Consider the following 20,490-nt stretch of genomic DNA (forward strand, 5'->3'; position numbering starts at 1 on the left):
CCTGTAATGAGGCAATTGCCATGCATCCACGTTTTCAATCTGCTTTCCCGCAACTCAGTGCGGAACTGCAGTCAGCCCTCGCTCCGGTGCTCGCTGATGTGCATTTCCCTGCCATGCTGAGCGCTGAGCAGGTCTCTGGGCTGAAATCAGCCACGAGACTGGACGAAGACGCGCTGGCTTTCGCGCTGCTGCCACTGGCGGCTGCCTGCGCCCGGGCTGACCTTTCCCACTTCAACGTTGGCGCTATCGCCCGCGGCGTGAGCGGTACCTGGTATTTCGGCGGCAATATGGAATTTATCGGCGCCACCATGCAGCAAACCGTTCACGCGGAACAAAGCGCCATCAGCCACGCCTGGCTTCGCGGTGAAAAAGCGCTGAAAGCCATTACCGTGAACTACACACCGTGCGGCCACTGCCGTCAGTTTATGAACGAACTGAACAGCGGACTTGAACTGCAAATCAATCTACCAGGACGCGAACCGCACACCCTGAAAGACTATCTCCCGGACGCGTTTGGCCCGAAAGATTTGGATATCAAAACCCTGCTGATGGATGCTCAGGACCACGGTTATCCGCTGGATGGCGATGCGCTGACCCAGGCCGCGATCCAGGCTGCCAACCGTTGTCATGCGCCATACAGCAAGTCCCCGTCCGGCGTGGCGCTGGAACTGCACGACGGCACGATTTTCTCCGGCAGCTATGCCGAGAACGCCGCATTCAACCCGACACTGCCGCCATTACAGGGTGCATTGAATCTGCTGAGCCTGAACGGTTACGATTATCCAGACATTCAGCGGGCAATACTGGCCGAACGCGCCGATGCGCCGTTGATTCAGTGGGATGCCACCGTCGCCACCCTGAAAGCGCTGGGCTGTCAGAATATCGACCGCACGCTGCTGGCCTGATATCACAGAGCGGGCAAAACGCCCGCTCTGTTGAAAATCCCCCCAATTAAACTACTGTTTCTTGCGATTGACACGCGGGTACAGTAGCCTGAGTAAATCTTCTTCCACCACTGAGTCAAGTCCATGTTAAAGCGCGCGTTATACAGCCTGTTAGTCCTGTCAGGCCTGCTGCTGTTGACCGCATTGGGGCTCGACCGCTGGATGAGCTGGAAAACTGCCCCTTACATCTACGATGAACTTCAGGACCTGCCCTATCGCCAGGTCGGTGTGGTGCTGGGAACCGCCAAGTATTACCGTACCGGGGTTATCAATCAGTATTACCGCTATCGCATTCAGGGCGCGCTGAACGCCTACAATAGCGGCAAGGTGAATTACCTGCTGCTGAGCGGTGACAATGCGTTGCAGAGCTACAACGAACCGCGAACGATGCGCAAAGATTTAATTGCTGCAGGTGTCGATCCGGCGGATATCGTGCTGGATTACGCAGGCTTCCGCACGCTGGACTCCATTGTCCGCACCCGCAAAGTGTTCGACACCAACGACTTCATCATCATCACGCAGCGTTTCCACTGCGAGCGCGCGCTGTTTATCGCCCTGCATATGGGGATTCAGGCGCAGTGCTATGCCGTGCCGTCGCCGAAAAATATGTGGAGCGTGCGCGGGCGCGAATTTGGCGCCCGTTTTGGCGCGTTAGCCGATCTCTATTTGTTCAAGCGCGAGCCGCGTTTCCTTGGGCCGCTGGTGCCAATTCCGGCGCAGCATGAAGTGCCGGAAGATGCGCAGGGCTACCCGGCGGTGACGCCGGATCAGCTCCTGGAATTACAGACAGGGAATAAACGCTGACCGCCGGGGAACCGGCGGCAGGTAAAGGCAGGTTACGCTGTAAACTCCACGACCTTGTTACGGCCAGTGTTTTTTGCTTCGTATAATGCTTTGTCCGCTTCATCCACCAGTTTTTGATAGTCCGGGTGTCCGCGAAAGTGGCTAACACCAAACGAGGCGCTCAGCTGCAGCTTATAGCCGTCAGGCATCTCACACGGCGTGCTGAAAATCTTCTCACGGATAGACTCAACAAAATTAAGAGTCTGCTGTTTGCTGTATTCCAGATACACAATCATGAACTCTTCCCCACCGTAGCGGAACACGTAGTCACTGGCGCGGGTGTTATCGGTGAGGATCGTGGCGAGATGACGTAATACGTCGTCGCCCGCAGAGTGGCCCCAGGTGTCGTTGATCTTTTTGAAGTGATCGATATCCAGCATCACCACCGACAAATTACGCCCGTTCTCCATCACCAGCTTCACTTCGTGCTTGAGAATGGTGGACATAAAGCGGCGGTTGAGCAGCTTAGTTAGCGTATCTTTGCCGTTTTCCAGACGCGTTGCATCTTCAAATAGCGACGTAAATAAGTTATTGATAATCATTGTTTTCGCGCGGATATCGCTTAATAACGACTGAATATACTCCAGCGCACTGCCTTCGGTATTGGCGGTTTTTTGCAGCATGCCGTCGATCTCTTCAATCAGCATTCCAATTTTGGAAATTTCCGGCTGATTGCCAAAATGCTGGCCACATTTGTGACGAAACCACAGGCCAAACTCCGAGTCGTTTAACAGGTAAGACTGGATATTGCTGGTGCGCGATACCAGGGCGTACATCAGCCCGTTTTCCCAGTTAAACAACGCCGCCTGCTGTTTGCCTTTTTCGAGTTCAGGATTATCAATCAGGTTGGATATGCGGTAAGACTCTTCGTTCTTCGCTTCGTTGAGCTGATAGTTTTCATAAGCATAAGTCATCAGTTCGCTGGCAATCTGAATCGATACCGAAACATATTTCTGCATCAGCACGCTGATTTGCGGCTCAAACGACAGCGACTGAATATAGGTCAGCATTTCCTGAGTAATAATCCGCATGCCTTTCAGCACCAGGCTTGCTGGAATACCCACGCGTGAGTGGATATTGCCAATCTCATACTGATGCGCGGCGAACCCCAGGAGCGCATCCCCTTTCAGGGTCAGCGTGTTAATAATCCACTTTTTCATTGAGTTGCGAAGGCGAGAGTGCACGACGTCAGAACTGATATACACGCTAGCATGGGTATCGGTGAGCATAATGCGGTAAAACTCATCGGCCAATACACCTGCTTTTTCTTCCGCGATCGTGGTTAACATCACCAAAACCGGTTCCGGAAGAACACATGAAAACTCCATCCATTCTTTTACAATTTTTTCACTATAGCTCATGAATTACTCAATGTTGATATCACACAGACGTGGCAGTTTTCTTGTCACCGGCAGGAAATACGATTGCTTAAGGCGGGATATTCCCGAGTGGAAAGCCACGATCAGAAAAGGCATTTGAGGACAAATTCTGCCAAAGGTGAAATAACAATCGGAGGAATAATTTGTTTAAATTTACACGGACGTTTATCACCAAGGTGATAAACGAAAAAACCCGCCGTTCTCACGGCGGGTTTTTATCGCTGCTACACGAAAGATTACTTCTTACGGGCATACTTCAGTGAATCAAGCGCCACAGCAAAGATAATGATGCCGCCCTTGATAATATACTGCCAGTACGGGTTAACACCGATATAGGTCAAACCATAGTTGATGACGGTAAAGATGATAACACCGGTCACCACCCCAATAACCGTCCCGACGCCGCCGCTGAATGACACCCCGCCGACCACGCAGGCGGCAATCGCATCCAGCTCATACATGAAGCCGAGGTTGTTGGTTGCCGAGCCGATACGGCCCGCTTCCAGCATCCCGCCGAAGGCGTAGAACACACCGGACAGCGCGTAAATCATCAGCAGGTTAAGGGCCACGTTAACGCCGGATACGCGTGCTGCGTCAGGGTTACCGCCGATGGCGAAAATGTTTTTACCAAAGCGGGTTTTGTTCCACAGCACCCAAACAAACAACGTCGCAATTAACGCGTAGAAAGTGATGTACGAGAGTCTGAATGTCCCCAGCGCGATAAACCCTTGAGTAAACGTCGAGAAGTGCGAGTCAAAGCCCGACACCGGCGACGCGCCGACGAAATCGTAGTACAGGGAGTTGATACCGTACACGATGATCATCGTACCCAACGTCGTGATAAACGGCGTTACGTTCAGGTAAGCGATGATAATCCCGTTCACCAGGCCAATCACCGCACCGATGGCACAGACAATCAGCAGCACCACTGGAATCGGCAACGTAGCCAAATCCGGGAACACCTTGTTGGCGTTATCAACAGACTGCAACAGCGTTGCCGCGATTACCGCCGCCAGACCCACCTGACGACCAGCAGAAAGGTCAGTACCCTGAGTTACAATCAGCCCCGCGACACCGAGGGCAATAATAATACGAACAGATGACTGAGTCAGGATGTTACTTAAGTTCAGCAGACTTAAGAACGTGGGGTCCTGGAAAATAATGATGGCCAGTAATACCAAAAGAACAACGTAAATACCGCCTTCTTTCAGATAAGTGAGAAAGCTTTTTTTATTTAACGCACTCATGAGGAGCCCCTGATCTTAAAGGTGCAAAGACGCAAGACGTAATATTTCGTTCTGCGTAGTCGTTTTAGTGTCAACAATGCCGGCAACCATCCCGTTACTCATTACCAGAATACGGTCAGTAATACCCAGCAGCTCAGGCATTTCAGAAGAGATGATAATTATCCCTTTCTCTTTTTTCGCAAGCTCCGCAATCAACTGATAAATTTCAAACTTAGCGCCAACGTCAATTCCGCGCGTTGGTTCATCCAGCATTAAAATTTCCGGCTGCGTTAATAACCAGCGTCCAATAATGACCTTTTGCTGGTTACCACCGGAAAGCGAACCGATTTGCGTCCGGTGCCCAGGGGTTTTGACACGCATGGAGTCGATTACCCATTGGGTGTCGCTCTTCATGCGGGAGTTATCCAGCAGGCCCACTTTGCCGCGGTAATTTTTAATGTTGGAAATCAGTGAGTTAAAACCGATATCCAGGTACGCGTAAATCCCTGTCGAACGACGCTCTTCAGTCACCAGCGCGAAACCGTGGTTAATGGCTTCATTCGCGCTATGGTTATTAATTTTCTTACCGTGCAGGGTAATCGTGCCGCCTGATTTTTCGCGGATACCAAACAGCGTTTCCACGATATCGGTACGCTTCGCCCCGACCAGACCTGCGATACCAAGGATTTCCCCTTTACGCAGATCAAAGGAAATGTCACGAATTGACGGCTGGCGCAGCGAGGTGAGGTTACGCACCTCAAGGATCGTTTCACCCGGTGTGTTGTATTTATCCGGGAAGCGCTGGTTCAGTGAACGGCCCACCATCATGGAGATGATTTTGTCCATATCCAGCCCTTCCAGCGGCTGAGTGGCAATCCACTGTCCGTCACGCAGGATGGTGATCTCATCGCACAGCTGGAAAATTTCTTCCATTTTATGCGAGATATAAACAATACCGCAGCCACGATCTTTCAGTTTACGGATAATTGTAAACAGATGATTGACTTCTTTTTCCGTTAAGGAAGATGTCGGCTCATCCATAATGACAATTTTGGCGTCATACGAAAACGCTTTCGCAATTTCGATCATCTGCATTTGCGATACAGATAATGTTCCCACGCGAGCGTTAGGGTCAATATCAATATCCAGTTCATCGAATATCGCTTTGGTATCGCGATACATTTTGTCCTGGTCGACAAATACACCTTTGGTCGGGTAGCGTCCCAACCACATATTGTCCGTCACCGAGCGCTGGAGAACCAGGTTCAATTCCTGGTGCACCATCGAAACACCATTTTCAAGTGCTTCTTTAGCCGAGTGGAAGTCAATCTCTTTTCCCTGAAAAATAATACTACCGGAATCTTTTTGGTAGATCCCAAATAAACATTTTAATAATGTCGATTTGCCAGCGCCGTTCTCTCCCATTAATGCGTGAATGGAATGAGGACGGACTTTTAAATTAACATTATCGAGCGCTTTGACGCCAGGAAATGACTTGTTGATATTGCTCATTTCCAACAAGATTTCACCTGACGATTCTGTTTTATTGCTGACCATAGTTAACCCTGGCTGCGCGGATGTTTTCCCGTGCTGACCATCCAGCACGGGAGATGTTTCATTGTTTCTATAACTGGCGCGGCAAGCGCGTCCGAGATATTACTTACCGATAAACTGAGCCAGGTTGTCTTTATCGACGCCAACGTAAGGAACGCGAACCACTTTGTTCTCGATTTTCCAGTTGGTACCCGCAGCGGCTTCTTTGCCGTCAGCCAGGTTTTTCGCCAGATCGAAGGTCGCTTTCGCCTGGTTGTTTGCATCGTTCAGCACGGTACCGACCATTGCACCGGATTTCACCAGCGCCAGCGCTTCTGGCAGCGCATCCACACCAAACACAGGAATGCTGGATTTGTTGTGTGCTTTCAGAGCTTCGACTGCGCCCATTGCCATCGCATCGTTGTTGGCGATAACCACTTCGATTTTGTTAGCGTTAGGACCGGACAGCCATGCGTCCATTTTGTCTTTCGCCTGAGCGGTATCCCACATTGCGGTATCCAGCTGCAGCTGCTGGGTTTTCAGGCCCTTCGCGTTCAGCTCTTTGATAACGTAGGTAGTACGCGCTTCAGCATCCGGGTGACCCGGCTCGCCTTTCAGCAGCACGAACTGAACCTGACCATCTTTATTCAGGTCCCAAGTTGGGTTAGCCGCCCAGTGTTTAGCGATCAGATCGCCCTGAATCACGCCAGACTCTTTAGAGTCAGTACCGACGTAGAAGGCTTTGTCATAGCTATCCAGCGCTTTGCGGGACGGCTCTTTGTTGAAGAACACCACCGGCACGTTCTGACCACGTGCTTTTTCGATTACGGTGCCTGCCGCAGCCGGGTCAACGAGGTTGATGGCCAGCGCTTTCACGCCTTTCGCCAGCAGTACGTCGATCTGGTCGTTCTGTTTTGACTGATCATTCTGCGAGTCGTTCATCAGCAGCTGAACGTCTGGCGCTGCTTTGCCGTCTTTCTCAATCGCTTTGCGCACCATAGACATAAAGTTATCGTCATATTTATAGATGGTTACGCCGATACGGGTATCAGCTGCATGAGCAGCGGCACCGAACAACATGCAAGACATCACAGCGGACAGGGTTAACACCTTCTTATTCATGGTATCTCCGGTTATTTTTATGCAGGGTAGCTTATGTCGGCAGGCACAACGTTAATGAATTGTTACTGACCGCCGAAGTAAAATTAATCCAAAAACCATCTTCCGTGTTCGGTAACGCTCCAACGTGCGTTTAATTAATTGCTTAGCACTTTATTGCACTACTAAAAGTGATTAATCACCGTTACATAGTGTTTCAGCCTTACAAGCGCTGACATCATAGACAGGCGAATGTTAAGATACTGTGAATTTACTCACAAATTGAAAGCGGTTACATCACGGCACTTTATAAGTTAGTGATCGACCCCACAGATTGCTTCAATCCCACCGAATGGCGACGCACTAAGGTCGGCATAAAACAGTGAGTTGCCAGAGGATCAAGCTTCCCCGCCGCGCCCATTAATGCCAGTTCCGTCGCCAGTTTTGCCATCGACACAATCGGGTATCGCACCGTCGTCAGCTGCGGGTCGGTGTAGCGGGCAATCGGAATATCGTCAAAACCAATGAGCGACAAATGCTGCGGCACCGCAATACCGTTATCCTTCAGCGTCGTCAGCGCCCCGGCCGCCATGTTGTCGTTGTAGGCAAACACCGCCGTCAGGCCCTGATTGCGCCCCAACAGCTCGACCATCGCCGCTTCGCCACCCTGCAAATCCGGTGAGCCGGTGCCAATCCAGGATTCCGGCGCAACAATGCCCTGCTCGCTCATCGCGCGCAGCCAGCCTTCCTGACGCATCTGGTTATCTTCAATGCCATGACTGGAGGCCAGATAACCCACGCGGGTATGCCCTTGATTAAGCAGCATTCGCGTCGCCATCATTGCGCCACTGACGTTATCCAGCCCAACGCAGCGATGTTCATAGCCAGGCACAATGCGGTTAATCATCACCATACCGGGGGTATGCTCGAGGAACTCGCTGATTTCTGCGTCGCTCAATGCTTTGGAATGCACAATTAACGCATTGCAGCGCTGGCGAATGAGTACCTCAATGGCGTTACGTTCCTTTTCCGCTTCGTGATAGCTGTTGCCGATCAGCACGTTTTTCTGAAACTGCTGAGCAACGGTATCGACGGCCTTTACCAGCGCCCCGAAAAACGCATCCGACACGTCCATCACCACCACGCCGATGGTGTCGCTGACTTGGGTCGCTAATGCCTGCGCGTTGGCGTTGGGTCGATACCCCAGCGCCGAGACGGCTTTCATTACGATTTCCCGGGTTTCAGGACTGACAAGCGGGCTGTTATTCAGCACGCGGGAAATGGTCGCGACGGAAACACCCGCATGGCGGGCCACATCACGAATGGTGATCATAACCATCGTCCTGTTGAAATTGGCAGCAACTCACAGTCACCCCCTGTGTTGAGCAAGGTGGCTATTCTGGCAGCGAGTAGGCAAGGACTACGTGAAGAAGGTCACACTGATGGAAACGGTTACATCCGTTTTGTTAATGATTGTGATCCAGATCGTTATCTGGATGTTTTGGAAATGGATACCCCTGCGGCCCGTGCGGTCAACTGCCGCCACAGCCATTCCACTGGCCCCTGACGGCGGTAGCGCAGCCAGATAACGGAGAACAGGATATTCACCAGCCAAATGGCAGGTACAAATACGAGCAGCGTCAATCGGTCGAATTTCATAAACAAATCAAACCGATAGAACAACGTGGTGCAGATAACGGTTTGCAGCAGATAGTTGGAAAGCGCCATACGTCCGACGCAGGCGATTGCTCCCACCAGGCGTGAAGAACAAATTTGTGGCCAGAAGCCGTAGGCTAATGCGGCATAACCAATGGTCTGAAACGGCGCACTCAGCTCGCGTGGAGCCTGTAACAAGAACGCACACCAGCGATAGGACCAGTCAAAATGCCATTGCGCGATCATCGCGGGTAGGTTTATCAGCACGCCAAAGGTTACCAACAGCGCGCCCACGCGGCGGTAATGTGACAGACTGAACTGGCCTTTCAGCCAGCCACAGCGCATTAGCGACGCGCCCATCAGCATCATACCCGCCAGCTGCCAGCCATACTGTGCGCCGAGCGCCAGTAGGTTGTCGGACAGCATATCCGTGCGATTACTGATAGCCTCCATTCCACCTTTTAGCTTCCAGTACTGCTCATATTGCAGGTTGGCCGGGTCCGGCACCCAGGAACGGTTCGGCGTATCGCCGGAAATAAGCCCTAAAAACACCAGTACCGCGATGCCAATCAGATACAGCACCACGCCGGTGTTAAACATCGATTTAGCGCTTTGCGCTTCACGCACCATCCGCCAGCAGACCAGACCCACCAGCGCATAGGCCAGCAGAATATCGCCGTCCCAGAGCAGAAGCCCGTGCGCAAAACCGAGAAGAGCCAGCAGCGACAGGCGCGCCTGGATCCAGCGTTTACCGCGGGGAAGCAGTAACTGCAGGCCAGCGCCAAACAGGAGGGCAAATAGCGTCAGGAATTTAACCTGCGCAAACAGGTCGAGAGCGGCCCACGTCCACGCATCGCGTTGAGTGACATCGCCGTACCAGGCAGGATTGAGATACGCCGCCTTTGGTAAACCAAAGGCAACGATATTAAGCAGCAGGATCCCGAGAATAGCGACGCCGCGAACAAAATCCAGCGTGACGTTTCGCTCCATTAAGTACCTGCTTTAAGAATTAGTTATGGTGGCGAACGGCGCGCAGAAACTCCTGGCGGGTGTTCTGGCTCGACTTAAACAGTCCGCCGAGCGAGGTCGTGGTCGTGGCGCTGGTCGCATCACGAATGCCACGCGCTTTCACACAGTAATGCACGGCATCAATGGAAACCGCCACATTATTGGTGCCGAGCAAAGTCTGCAACGCGGTCAGGATTTGCTGCGTCAGACGCTCCTGTACCTGCGGACGTTGGGCAAAGAACTGCACAATGCGGTTAATCTTCGACAGACCAATCACCGTCTCTTTCGGGATGTAGGCCACGGTCGCTTTGCCGTCGATGGTGACAAAGTGATGTTCGCAGGTGCTGGTCAGGGTGATATCGCGCACGGTCACCATTTCATCGACCTTCATTTTATTCTCAATGACGGTGATTTTCGGGAAATTGGCGTAATCGAGGCCAGAGAAAATTTCGTCGACGTACATCTTAGCGATGCGGTGTGGCGTCTCCGTCAGGCTGTCATCACTGAGATCGAGATTGAGCAGCTGCATAATTTCGGTCATATGTCCGGCAATCAGACGCTTGCGTGATTCATTATCCAGTTCAACCGGGGGACGTAGCGGCGTTTCCAGGCCACGCGCTAACAGCGCCTCATGAACCAGCGCGGCTTCTTTACTCAATGATGGCATTCTTGTTCTCCTGCAGGTGTGGCGACCTTTGCACTCTGAGGGCAAAGTGAGCACTCATTGTGCGTGAGGCCGGGCACAGAATCCAGTATTCACGGCGATAATTATTGAAATTGGCTTAACCTTTCTTGCGGTGAACGCCAGACCAACATTCCGCCTATCAAAAGTGCGATAGCGGCCACGCCAAGTGCGGGCTCAAGGCGCTGTGTGAGCCAGGTCGACAGCGCGGAGGTCATCGGCCCAACCAGCTGACCGACGGCATAACCGGTAGTTAATAATCCGGCCATGTAACGCGTGTGCAGCGGTGCAAGTTCCCGCCCGTACAGTAATGAAAGCTGCACTGCGCACAGGAAGCCGCCACCCACCAGCAACGCGCCGATCACCAGGCCGCTCATGCCCGGTACCAGCCAGGCGGCCAGCACGCCGACGCCCTGTAACCACAACACAATCGCCAGTCGCTGATAGCTGTGACCGACGCCGCGCAGCAAAATACTTAATCCAATGCCGACCACCGCAGCCGCACCGAACACCGGCCACAGAAACTGGGCAAACAGGCTGCCGGGAAAACGCGCGGCGGCCATTTGCGATAAAAAGGTGGCGGGCAAAATATAACCAAATCCTGCCAGACTGTAGCTCCAGACCAGACGTTTCAGGCTTGCCGTCAAATGCAAAGGTTCAGGCTGGCCGCCCGGACGATGAAAATCGCCAGGACGCGGTAGCCAGCGAGAAATAAAGGCAATCAACACCAGCGCCAATAGGCCGTACAGCAGCCAGCCCGCAGCGGCGCTGAGTTGCTGCGCATGGATATACACCGCCAGCAGACCACTGAGCGCAATGCCCGCCCCCGGCCCGGCAAAAACCGCGGCGCTCAGGCCGGGATGTCCGGCGTGTGCCAGGCGCTCGTTGGTCCAGGCTGCGGTCAACACCATCGCCCAGCCACTCATTGCGCCAATCACCAGTCTCAGCACGGCATGCAGCCAGGCGTTGTCGGCCCAGGCAGAGAGAAACGTTAACGCCACCGCCCCCAGGATCCCGGCATACAGACGCCCTTCCACGCCGCGATGGGCACGCATCGCATCCCATGCCCCCAGCAAATATCCCAGATAATTCATTGCGGCGACCAGTCCGGCGCTGGTCAGCGTAAGCTGTCCGTCAGCAATCATCAGTGGCACCTGAGGCGTGAAGGCAAAACGCCCAATCCCCATGGCGACCACCAGCATAACAAACCCACTCAGCGCGGTACGTAGCGCCATGTTAGTCTCACATGTTAATGTAAAGTTATGTTTATGATGCAGCATGTAATTGCAATGCGGAAGCGAAAGTTACTCATCGCGGTACTTGATCTGTATGATGAAACAGAACATTTTCAATCACTCACCCGGGAGCCTTGCATGGAATTGCTCGAAGAGCACCGTTGTTTTGAGGGCTGGCAGCAACGCTGGCGGCACGACTCCAGTACGCTGAACTGCGCCATGACGTTCAGTATTTTTCTGCCACCGCCGCGAGATAACACGCCGCCGCCGGTGCTGTACTGGCTGTCAGGCCTGACCTGCAACGACGAGAATTTCGCGACAAAAGCAGGCGCCCAACGCGTCGCAGCCGAACTCGGTATCGTTCTGGTGATGCCAGACACCAGCCCACGCGGCGACAACGTAGCGGACGACGAAGGCTACGATCTCGGCAAAGGTGCCGGGTTCTACCTTAACGCGACGCAAGCCCCGTGGGCTGCGCATTACCGTATGTACGATTATCTGCGCGACGAACTCCCCGTGCTGGTTCAGACACAGTTTAACGTCGCCGACCGCAGCGCGATTTCCGGCCATTCGATGGGCGGTCACGGCGCGTTGATTCTGGCACTGAAAAATCCAGGCAAATACACAAGCGTATCCGCCTTTGCGCCAATCGTTAACCCGACCCGCGTGCCGTGGGGCCAGAAGGCGTTTAGCGCTTATCTCGGGGAAGACAAATCCAGTTGGCAAGCGTGGGACAGCTGTGCGCTGATGTTAGCGAGTGACGCGGCCAGTGCGATCCCGACATTAATCGATCAGGGCGATACCGATCAGTTCCTGGCGGATCAACTGCAACCCGCCGTGCTGGCTGAAGCCGCGCGCCAGACCCAGTGGCCGCTAACGCTGCGCATTCAGTCTGGCTTCGATCACAGCTACTGGTTTATCGCGTCCTTTATCGAAGATCATCTGCGCTTTCACGCGCAGCATTTATTGAAGTAACCCCGTCTGTTGCCCGGCAGCGTTACGCTTGCCGGGCCGATCACCCTTTATCAGAAGCAAAAGCTTAAAAATCAAAAGTAATCAAATAACGTCAATTACAATCTCTATCACAGCATCCCTCTTCCAGTCAGCGTATTCTCTCCTCGCTTTTACTCTTATAAATTAGGGATGATTATTTATGATGACAACCACTCTGTTGATGAAAACCGCGCCGAAAAACCGGCGTTATGGCGTTGCCTTGTTGGTCGGGACCGTGGGGGGAATTCTTTCCGCATTTGTGAAATGGGGAGCGGAAGTTCCTCTGCCGCCACGCACTTTTTCGCTGGGCCGCAATGAGTTCAACCCGCCTTATATTTTCCTGCGGGATTATCTGGGTATCGACCCCACCGCCACTGTCTATACCTTTTCCGAGCATATTATTAACCCGGTAATGGTGACGCATATTATCTTCTCGCTGGTCTTTGCCATCGGCTACTGCCTGGTCGCCGAAGTATTTCCTAAGGTGAAAATGTGGCAAGGCGTTATGGCGGGTATCGTCTCGACAATCTGCGTACACGGCATCAGTTTTCCTTTATTGCACCTGACACCACCGCTATCCGACCTGCCCTTCGATGAATATGTTTCCGAAATTTTGGGGCACATTTTCTGGTTCTGGACCATCGAACTGGTGCGTCGTGATTTGCGTAACCGTATCACCCGTCAACCCGATGCTGAGTACACCCCGTATACACGTCAGTTGTAGTTCCTTATAAAAAAGGCATCACCGTTTGCACGGCGATGCCTTTTTTATCGTTTCTCAAACCAAAAATCAGAAGCGGTAATCCACCGCCATAAAGTAGCGACGTCCGTCTTCGTTGTAACTGTAATCATCGCGGCTGAGATCTTTATCAGTCAGGTTCAGCACGCCCGCACGCAGCTTGACGTTCTTCGTCGCCTGCCATGCGCCGCCGGTGTTCCAGATAACGTATCCGCCCGGCGTTGCACCGTTAGTGGTCATCGCGCGTTTCTCGCCGCTGTAATTCGCCTGCATATAGAATGACCAGTCCTGCGTCGCCTGCCAGTCCACCACACCGTTCGCCGTGTGGTACGGCAGCTCGGACAGCGGTTTGTTGCCACCGTTGCTCAGGTCTCGACCGTCGTTGTAGGTGTAGTTCAACGTGACTTTCCACTCTTCCGCCAGCGGGAATTTCAGCTCGGTTTCTACGCCGCGAATACGCGCTTTGTTGACGTTGTAGTAGCGGAAAATCGGTTCGCCGTCGGCATTCAGGCCCACGTAGTTCGGGTAGTCTTTCGCCTGATCGACGTTAGCTGTACGGCTGATGCTGATGCGGTCATCAACGTCGTTCTGGAAAGTAGTGATGCTGCCCTGTACGCCTTCCAGCCAGCCTTCTTCCCCGGCGTAATAAATGCCGAGCTCGTAGCTTTCACTGGTTTCCGGTTTCAGGTCCGGGCTACCGACAATTTCACAGGCACCACGGCAGGAACCGGTGGTCCAGTCCGGGCTAAGTTGCAGCAATGAAGGCGCTTTGAACGCATTTGCCCAGCCGCCTTTCACCGTCACCGTGTCGGTGGCGGTGTATACCAGATACGCACGCGGGCTCCAGTGGTCGCCGTAAGTTTCGTGGTCATCCATACGCACGCCAGTGGTCAGCGCCAGAGGCTCAAAAATACGCCATTCGTCTTCGATAAACAGCGCGTACTGACTGGCGGACGTATTACCGCTGCCCTGCAAATTGACCGGATCTTTGAGCTTATCGTGACGCCATTCACCCCCCACCGTCAGCAGCTGATTGATGGCGTCCAACGGCAGCACGTATTTGCCGTCAATCGAGTTACTTTCAGAGGTGATAACGCCAGCCGCTTCCGGATTTTTGTTATCCACTTTTTCGCCGTAGAACTTCAGTTCACTGTTGCCCACATCCCAACGGCCGTTGTGGCTCAAGGAATAGTTCTGGCGTTCCAGGCGGTTTTTATCAAGAGAATCAGAATCACGGTCCTGGCGGTCGAAGCCATATCCGGCGGTGAAATCGTGGTTGTCGTTTGGCGTCCAGGCAAACTCAACGTTGCCGTCGCGGCTGGTGTAGCCCTCAATGCGCGGGGATTCGCCACTGGCCGTCGTCGATGATTTCTGTTGTTCGTCTTTTTCGCGTTTGGACAGGTTGCCGTAAGCTTTCAACCCCAGCACGCCGTCAATCAGTGGACCACTTGTAAAGAACTGGCCGTTGTAGGCATCGCCGCGGTCGCGGTGCTCCTGAATAGTGGTATCAGCGGTCAGCGTACCATGCCATTTCTGGCCGATTTTTTTGGTGATGATGTTTACAACACCACCTAACGCATCGGACCCGTACAGCGACGACATCGGCCCACGCACCACTTCGATACGTTCGATAGCGTCCACCGGGATCCAGTTGAGGTCAAAGTCGTTATGGCGAAACACGGCGTTGCGCGAGTTAACGCGTTTGCCGTCGACCAGAATCAGGGTGTAGCTGCTGTCGAGTCCACGCAAACTGACGCCCTTGCGGTTATCCCCTTCGTTGGTGAGCTGCACGCCCGGTACGTCCTGTAATACGTCTTTCAGATTCTGCACTGGACGGCGCTGAAGATCCTGCTGGGTAATCACGCTGATGCTGGCTGGCGCATCTTTCACGCTCTGTTCCGTCGCGGAGGCCGTGACCACCAGGGTTTCACCGTCGTTTTCAGCCATTACGGGCATCGCCAGCGCGAATGCAGATGCGCACAACCCGCCCCGTACAAGAGGATTTAACCTGAACATTCCATTTCTCCATGAGGTAAACAACAACAACCAAAAAAAGCTCACACGCTGAGTTCCGCCCGCCTGTTGCGACGTGCGTGAAGGTATTTTGTTTTTTGAGAGATGTGGCTGGTCACCCTGGGTCCGGTTACGTCCTCGGGACAAGATGCGGGGAGTGGCTTCATCCTTAAAGTGCGAAGATGATAAAGAGAATGATAACAATTATCAATTAAATTGTGAGGAAATATGTCTGTACGTCATATATCGGATGTAACCCTTGCCCCTGTCGCCGCGGCTAGATGTCCCCACCGGGCAAAAAAAAACCCTCCAGGCGGAGGGTTTTCATAGGGGAATCACTTACTGTTTGAAGCGTTCCGGGAAGGTCATTTCGCTGTAGCGTACGAAGCGACTGCCTTTCGAGAGCTTGTAGCCGAACCAGATAACCAGGAACAGCGGGATACCGATGTAGGTTGCCGCTACGCCGCCCCAGTCGATGGTATCTTTCAGGAAGGCTTCGTAGTTCTGGCCGAGCGTGATAATCAGACACAGGGCGAATGCAAAGATTGGCCCAATCGGGAAGAAGCCCGAACGGTACGGCAGATTGTTCAGGTCATGCCCCTGCATCACGTAACCGCGACGGAAACGGTAATGGCTGATAGCAATCCCGAGCCAGGCGATAAACCCGGTCATTCCTGAAGTATTCAGCAGCCACAGGTAAACGGTCTGGTTGCCGAACATTGAGGTCAGGAAGCACAGCCCCGCAACCACGGTGGTCGCATACAGTGCGTTACGCGGCACGCCGCCTTTGGAAAGCTTAGAAAAAATACGCGGTGCTTTACCGTCACAGGCCAGGGTGTAAAGCATACGGGTCGAGGCATACATCCCGGAGTTACCAGCAGACAGCACCGCCGTCAGGATAACCGCATTCATTACCGCCGCCGCAGACAGCAGGCCTGCATGCTGGAACACCAGCGTGAACGGGCTGACGGAAATGTCTTTCACGTCGTTACGCAGCAGGCTTGGATCGGTATAAGGAATGATCAGACTGATAATCAGGATTGCGAACACATAGAACAACAGGATACGCCAGAACACCTGACGGACCGCGCGCGGAATGTTCTTCTCTGGATCTTCGGATTCACCCGCCGCGATACCGATAAGTTCGGTACCCTGGAAGGAGAAGCCGACAATCATCGCCACGCCAATCATCGCCGCAAAACCGCCCGCAAACGGCGCATCGCCGGTTGTCCAGTTACTCCAGCCTACCGGCTGCGCGCCTTTAAAGATGCCGAAAATCATCAGCACGCCAACACCGATAAAGATGATGACGGTGGTCACTTTTATCAGCGAGAACCAGTATTCCGCTTCACCGAAACCTTTGACCGAGATCCAGTTCAGCAGGAACATAATGCCGAGGAACAGTGCGCTCCAGATCCAGCCCGGCGTGTCCGGGAACCAATAATTCATGACCAGCTGTGAGGCGACAAGGTCGACGGCGATAGTTACCGCCCAGTTGTACCAGTAGTTCCAGCCCAGCGCGAAGCCGAAACCTTCTTCTACATAGTTCTGACCATAGGTCGCAAACGAGCCTGACACTGGCATAAATGCGGCCAGTTCGCCAAGGCTTGTCATCAGGAAGTACACCATCAGACCAATAAGAATGTAAGAAAGCAGTGCGCCGCCTGGGCCCGCCTGCGAAATGGTTGCCCCGGAGGCAACAAACAACCCTGTACCGATTGAACCGCCAATAGCGATCATCGTCAGGTGACGCGCCTTAAGTTCGCGACGGAGCGCGGGCGCTTCTGTGGTTTTAGTTTCGGAAACCATAGGAAAATGCTGTCCTTCCAAAAAATGAGGCGCGATTGTAGCAGACGATCGCCGTTCCTTCCGGCACAAATGCGCACTTATAAGAGAGCTTCATGATGAAGCGCAAATTATAAGTAAAGCCCTTATTCCACCGTTTCGCCATGCCATCAAATATCGCAATATCGCAGGAAACGTTGCAGCGCATTTGAAAGGTGTTTTTGCCGATGATGGATGCGCCAGAGCTTGCGCGTCAGGCGTGGCAGCGGGATGGGAAGCTCGACCAGCGTGCCGCTGTCGAGCTGTTCGGCAATCACGCGCCGTGACAAACAGCTGATGCCCAGGCCGTGGCGCACCGCGTGCTTGATAGCCTCAGAGTTCCCAAGCTCCATCCCGAGATGAAATTCCGGCAAATGGGACAGCAGCAGGTAATCGACGATTTCACGCGTACCGGAACCGCGCTCGCGCAAGATCCACGGCGCTTCGGCCAGCCTCGCCAGCGTCACCTCCCCTGTCAGTAACGCCGAGCCTGGTGCGGCGAACACCACCAGCTCATCTTCCAGCCAGGGTTCAGCAATAATTTCTGCGGCGTGGCATGGCCCTTCGATGAGCCCGATATCTACGCGGAAATCGCTGACGGCGTTGATCACGTCCTGACTGTTACCGACGCTGAGCTCCAGCGGCAGCGACGGAAAATCACGACGATAGCGGGCGATGATTTCCGGCAGAATGTAGTTACCGATGGTGCTGCTGGCGAAAACGCGGATAGCGCCGTTATCTTCGCGAAACAGCTGCTCGATTTCGGTTGCCTGTTCCAGCGTCGCCAGAGCACGCGGATACAGCAGACGGCCATGTTCGTTCACCACCAGTCGTTTTCCGACCCGGTCGAACAGCTGCACGCCGAGCTGGCCTTCCAGATCGGTAAGCGCCGCGCTGACCGCCGACTGCGATAACGACAGCATTTGCGAGGCCTGGGTTGTCGAACCGCTTTTGAGCACTTCAGCAAAAACTTCTAGCTGACGTAAGGTGATATGCATAGAAACCTCATCTATACCCGTCATACTTCAAGCTGCATGTGCGTTGGCTGCGCCTGCTCACCCCAGTCACTTACCTGAGTAAACTCCTGGGGATTCTCAGCCTTGCCGCCTTCCTGCAACTCGAATTATTTTGGGTCTATATACCCGTAATACTTCAAGCTGCAGTCAACACACCTGCAGCATTCTGAATGGGTATACCAGTTATTCAGATTGATTATAAAGATATAATCAATTTTATTTTTAAGCCAGCGGCACGTAACCTTTAATCCTGATAAAGGAGAAGGTTATGACAACACTCACGCTTAACAGACACCGACATTCGCTCGGGCATTTTGTCCCGGGTCTGGCGCTTACCGCCTTGATTACTGGCGTTGCATTGTGGACCGGAAGCATTCCGGCGATTGCTGGCGCGGGCTTTAGCGCACTGACGATGGCTATTCTGCTGGGAATGGTCGTCGGCAACACGGTTTATCCAAAAATCTGGCAGCGCTGCGACGGCGGTGTATTGTTCGCCAAGCAGCATTTGCTGCGTCTGGGCATCATTCTTTATGGCTTCCGCCTGACGTTTTCGCAAATTGCTGACGTGGGTTTCAGCGGGATCGCCATCGACGTGCTGACGCTCTCCAGCACTTTTTTACTGGCGTCATTTCTCGGGCAGAAAGTGTTTGGCCTTGATAAACAGACCAGTTGGTTAATTGGCGCGGGCAGCAGTATCTGCGGTGCGGCGGCCGTACTGGCGACAGAACCCGTATTGAAAGCTGAATCAAGCAAAGTGACCGTGGCGGTCGCAACGGTAGTGATTTTCGGGACCATTGCCATCTTCCTCTATCCGGCGATGTACCCGGTACTGGCCCACTGGTTTACTCCGGAAACCTACGGGATTTACATGGGTTCAACCATGCATGAAGTTGCACAGGTTGTGGCGGCAGGACACGCCGTCAGCCCGGATGCTGAAAACGCCGCAGTGATTGCCAAAATGCTGCGCGTGATGATGCTCGCGCCGTTCCTGATTATCCTGGCGGCTCGCGTTAAACAACTGGCACCTGCGGGCAACGGTGAGAAAAGCAAAATCACCATTCCGTGGTTTGCGATCCTGTTCATCGTGGTGGCGATTTTCAATTCGTTCCATCTATTACCGAAAGCGGTTGTAGAGGTGCTGGTGACCCTCGACACCGTGCTGTTGGCGATGGCGATGGCGGCTCTGGGCTTAACCACCCACGTCAGCGCGCTGAAAAAAGCCGGGGCGAAACCGCTGCTGATGGCACTGGTGCTGTTCGTCTGGTTAATCGTCGGCGGCGGCATGATTAACGTTGCAGTTCATGCCCTGATGGCATAAAGCACTGTATCACTCTCCTGTTAACCCGCTATGATTAGCCTTTGCTATGCATTTCCTTTTCGGCGGGTTTAACAGGAGTTTTTTATGAAATACATCGGAGCACATGTCAGCGCCTCCGGCGGTGTCGCCAATGCCGCGATCCGCGCTGCGGAACTTGAAGCCACTGCATTCGCCCTGTTCACCAAGAACCAGCGCCAGTGGCGCGCGGCCCCGCTGACCAGCGACGTCATCGACGATTTCAAAGCCGCCTGCGAAAAATACCATTTCTCTCCTGCGCAAATCCTGCCGCACGATAGCTACCTGATTAACCTTGGCCATCCCGTTACCGATGCGCTGGAAAAATCCCGTGAAGCCTTTGTCGATGAGCTCACCCGCTGCCAGCAGTTAGGGCTGACGTTGCTGAACTTCCACCCGGGAAGTCACCTGATGCAAATCCCCGTCGATGACTGTCTGGCGCGCATTGCCGAGTCCATTAATATGGCACTCGCGCAAACCGAAGGCGTCACTGCGGTTATCGAAAATACCGCTGGTCAGGGCAGCAATCTGGGCTTTGAGTTCGAACACCTGGCGGCCATCATCGACGGCGTGGAAGATAAATCTCGCGTCGGCGTGTGCATCGATACCTGCCACGCATTCGCCGCAGGCTACGACTTACGCAGCGCTGAAGAGTGTGAAAGAACCTTCGCAGAATTCGAACGTATCGTTGGTTTTAAATACCTTCGCGGAATGCACCTGAACGATGCCAAGAGCGCTTTCGGCAGCCGCGTTGACCGCCATCACAGCCTCGGTGAAGGCAATATCGGCCACGATGCGTTTCGCTGGATCATGCAGGACAACCGTTTCGATGGCATCCCGATGGTGCTGGAAACCGTTAATCCGGATATCTGGGCCGAGGAAATCGCATGGCTGAAAGCGCAGCAGAATGAAGTTGCTGCGGCCTAAAACGCAAGAAGGGCCGACAATGTCGGCCCTTCTCCTTTAAC

At 53.5% G+C, this 20,490-nt stretch carries 17 protein-coding genes; 6 read left to right on the plus strand and 11 right to left on the minus strand.

Annotation, left to right across the window (positions count from 1 at the left end):
- Positions 1 to 20 precede the first annotated feature (20 nt).
- Together cdd and sanA are read left to right on the plus strand one after the other, a co-directional pair.
- Positions 21 to 905, plus strand: coding sequence for a cytidine deaminase (gene cdd / locus MUU46_RS09250; protein WP_159752905.1), 885 nt, complete (start codon positions 21 to 23; stop codon positions 903 to 905).
- Between the two features lie 123 nt (positions 906 to 1,028).
- Positions 1,029 to 1,748, plus strand: a complete 720-nt coding sequence (gene sanA, locus MUU46_RS09255) for an outer membrane permeability protein SanA (protein WP_159752903.1) — start codon at positions 1,029 to 1,031, stop codon at positions 1,746 to 1,748.
- 32 nt (positions 1,749 to 1,780) lie between these two features.
- On the opposite strand, the gene MUU46_RS09260 is transcribed toward sanA, so the two are convergent.
- From MUU46_RS09260 to MUU46_RS09295, 8 genes are all read right to left on the minus strand, one after another.
- Positions 1,781 to 3,076, minus strand: a complete 1,296-nt coding sequence (locus tag MUU46_RS09260; RefSeq protein ID WP_258965537.1) for a GGDEF domain-containing protein — start codon at positions 3,074 to 3,076, stop codon at positions 1,781 to 1,783.
- Positions 3,077 to 3,402: 326 nt separating this feature from the next.
- Positions 3,403 to 4,413, minus strand: coding sequence for a galactose/methyl galactoside ABC transporter permease MglC (gene mglC / locus MUU46_RS09265; protein WP_110509419.1), 1,011 nt, complete (start codon positions 4,411 to 4,413; stop codon positions 3,403 to 3,405).
- Between the two features lie 15 nt (positions 4,414 to 4,428).
- On the minus strand, positions 4,429 to 5,949 hold the full coding sequence (mglA, locus tag MUU46_RS09270) for a galactose/methyl galactoside ABC transporter ATP-binding protein MglA (RefSeq protein ID WP_159752899.1): 1,521 nt from the start codon (positions 5,947 to 5,949) through the stop codon (positions 4,429 to 4,431).
- 99 nt (positions 5,950 to 6,048) lie between these two features.
- Positions 6,049 to 7,047 (minus strand): galactose/glucose ABC transporter substrate-binding protein MglB, encoded by a 999-nt coding sequence (gene mglB / locus MUU46_RS09275; protein ID WP_159752897.1) that lies wholly within the window; start codon positions 7,045 to 7,047, stop codon positions 6,049 to 6,051.
- A 283-nt stretch (positions 7,048 to 7,330) separates the two neighbouring features.
- Entirely contained in the window at positions 7,331 to 8,356 is a 1,026-nt protein-coding gene (galS, locus tag MUU46_RS09280; RefSeq protein WP_159752895.1) for an HTH-type transcriptional regulator GalS, read from the minus strand.
- Between the two features lie 155 nt (positions 8,357 to 8,511).
- On the minus strand, positions 8,512 to 9,669 hold the full coding sequence (gene yeiB, locus MUU46_RS09285; RefSeq protein WP_258965378.1) for a DUF418 domain-containing protein YeiB: 1,158 nt from the start codon (positions 9,667 to 9,669) through the stop codon (positions 8,512 to 8,514).
- A gap of 19 nt (positions 9,670 to 9,688) precedes the next feature.
- The gene (gene folE / locus MUU46_RS09290) at positions 9,689 to 10,354 is read right to left on the minus strand and encodes a GTP cyclohydrolase I FolE (RefSeq protein ID WP_159752891.1); all 666 of its coding nucleotides are present in this window, start codon (positions 10,352 to 10,354) and stop codon (positions 9,689 to 9,691) included.
- A gap of 101 nt (positions 10,355 to 10,455) precedes the next feature.
- Positions 10,456 to 11,604, minus strand: a complete 1,149-nt coding sequence (locus MUU46_RS09295; protein WP_258965379.1) for a YbfB/YjiJ family MFS transporter — start codon at positions 11,602 to 11,604, stop codon at positions 10,456 to 10,458.
- A gap of 138 nt (positions 11,605 to 11,742) precedes the next feature.
- Between MUU46_RS09295 and fghA the strand changes: the two genes are divergently transcribed.
- Both fghA and MUU46_RS09305 read left to right on the plus strand, forming a co-directional pair.
- A complete protein-coding gene (fghA, locus tag MUU46_RS09300; protein WP_258965380.1) occupies positions 11,743 to 12,579 on the plus strand; it encodes an S-formylglutathione hydrolase in 837 nt (278 codons plus the stop codon).
- A gap of 178 nt (positions 12,580 to 12,757) precedes the next feature.
- Entirely contained in the window at positions 12,758 to 13,321 is a 564-nt protein-coding gene (locus MUU46_RS09305) for a YagU family protein (RefSeq protein ID WP_159752886.1), read from the plus strand.
- A gap of 66 nt (positions 13,322 to 13,387) precedes the next feature.
- On the opposite strand, the gene cirA is transcribed toward MUU46_RS09305, so the two are convergent.
- The 3 genes from cirA to yieE all read right to left on the minus strand — a co-directional run bounded on the left by cirA (position 13,388) and on the right by yieE (position 18,171).
- Positions 13,388 to 15,352 carry a catecholate siderophore receptor CirA gene (gene cirA, locus MUU46_RS09310; RefSeq protein WP_159752884.1) on the minus strand — a complete coding sequence of 655 codons (1,965 nt, stop codon included), beginning with the start codon at positions 15,350 to 15,352 and terminating at the stop codon, positions 13,388 to 13,390.
- A 336-nt stretch (positions 15,353 to 15,688) separates the two neighbouring features.
- Entirely contained in the window at positions 15,689 to 17,158 is a 1,470-nt protein-coding gene (locus MUU46_RS09315) for an amino acid permease (RefSeq protein ID WP_159752882.1), read from the minus strand.
- 146 nt (positions 17,159 to 17,304) lie between these two features.
- The gene (gene yieE, locus MUU46_RS09320; RefSeq protein WP_159752880.1) at positions 17,305 to 18,171 is read right to left on the minus strand and encodes a DNA-binding transcriptional regulator YeiE; all 867 of its coding nucleotides are present in this window, start codon (positions 18,169 to 18,171) and stop codon (positions 17,305 to 17,307) included.
- Between the two features lie 286 nt (positions 18,172 to 18,457).
- Here yieE and MUU46_RS09325 point away from each other — a divergent pair, with 286 nt between their 5' ends.
- Both MUU46_RS09325 and nfo read left to right on the plus strand, forming a co-directional pair.
- Positions 18,458 to 19,507: a YeiH family protein gene (locus tag MUU46_RS09325; RefSeq protein WP_258965381.1), complete on the plus strand. Its 1,050-nt coding sequence runs from the start codon at positions 18,458 to 18,460 to the stop codon at positions 19,505 to 19,507.
- 84 nt (positions 19,508 to 19,591) lie between these two features.
- Positions 19,592 to 20,449 (plus strand): deoxyribonuclease IV, encoded by an 858-nt coding sequence (gene nfo / locus MUU46_RS09330; RefSeq protein ID WP_258965382.1) that lies wholly within the window; start codon positions 19,592 to 19,594, stop codon positions 20,447 to 20,449.
- Positions 20,450 to 20,490 lie beyond the last annotated feature (41 nt).

Origin of the sequence: Scandinavium tedordense (genome assembly GCF_024764965.1) — a bacterium.
Lineage (GTDB): Bacteria > Pseudomonadota > Gammaproteobacteria > Enterobacterales > Enterobacteriaceae > Scandinavium > Scandinavium tedordense.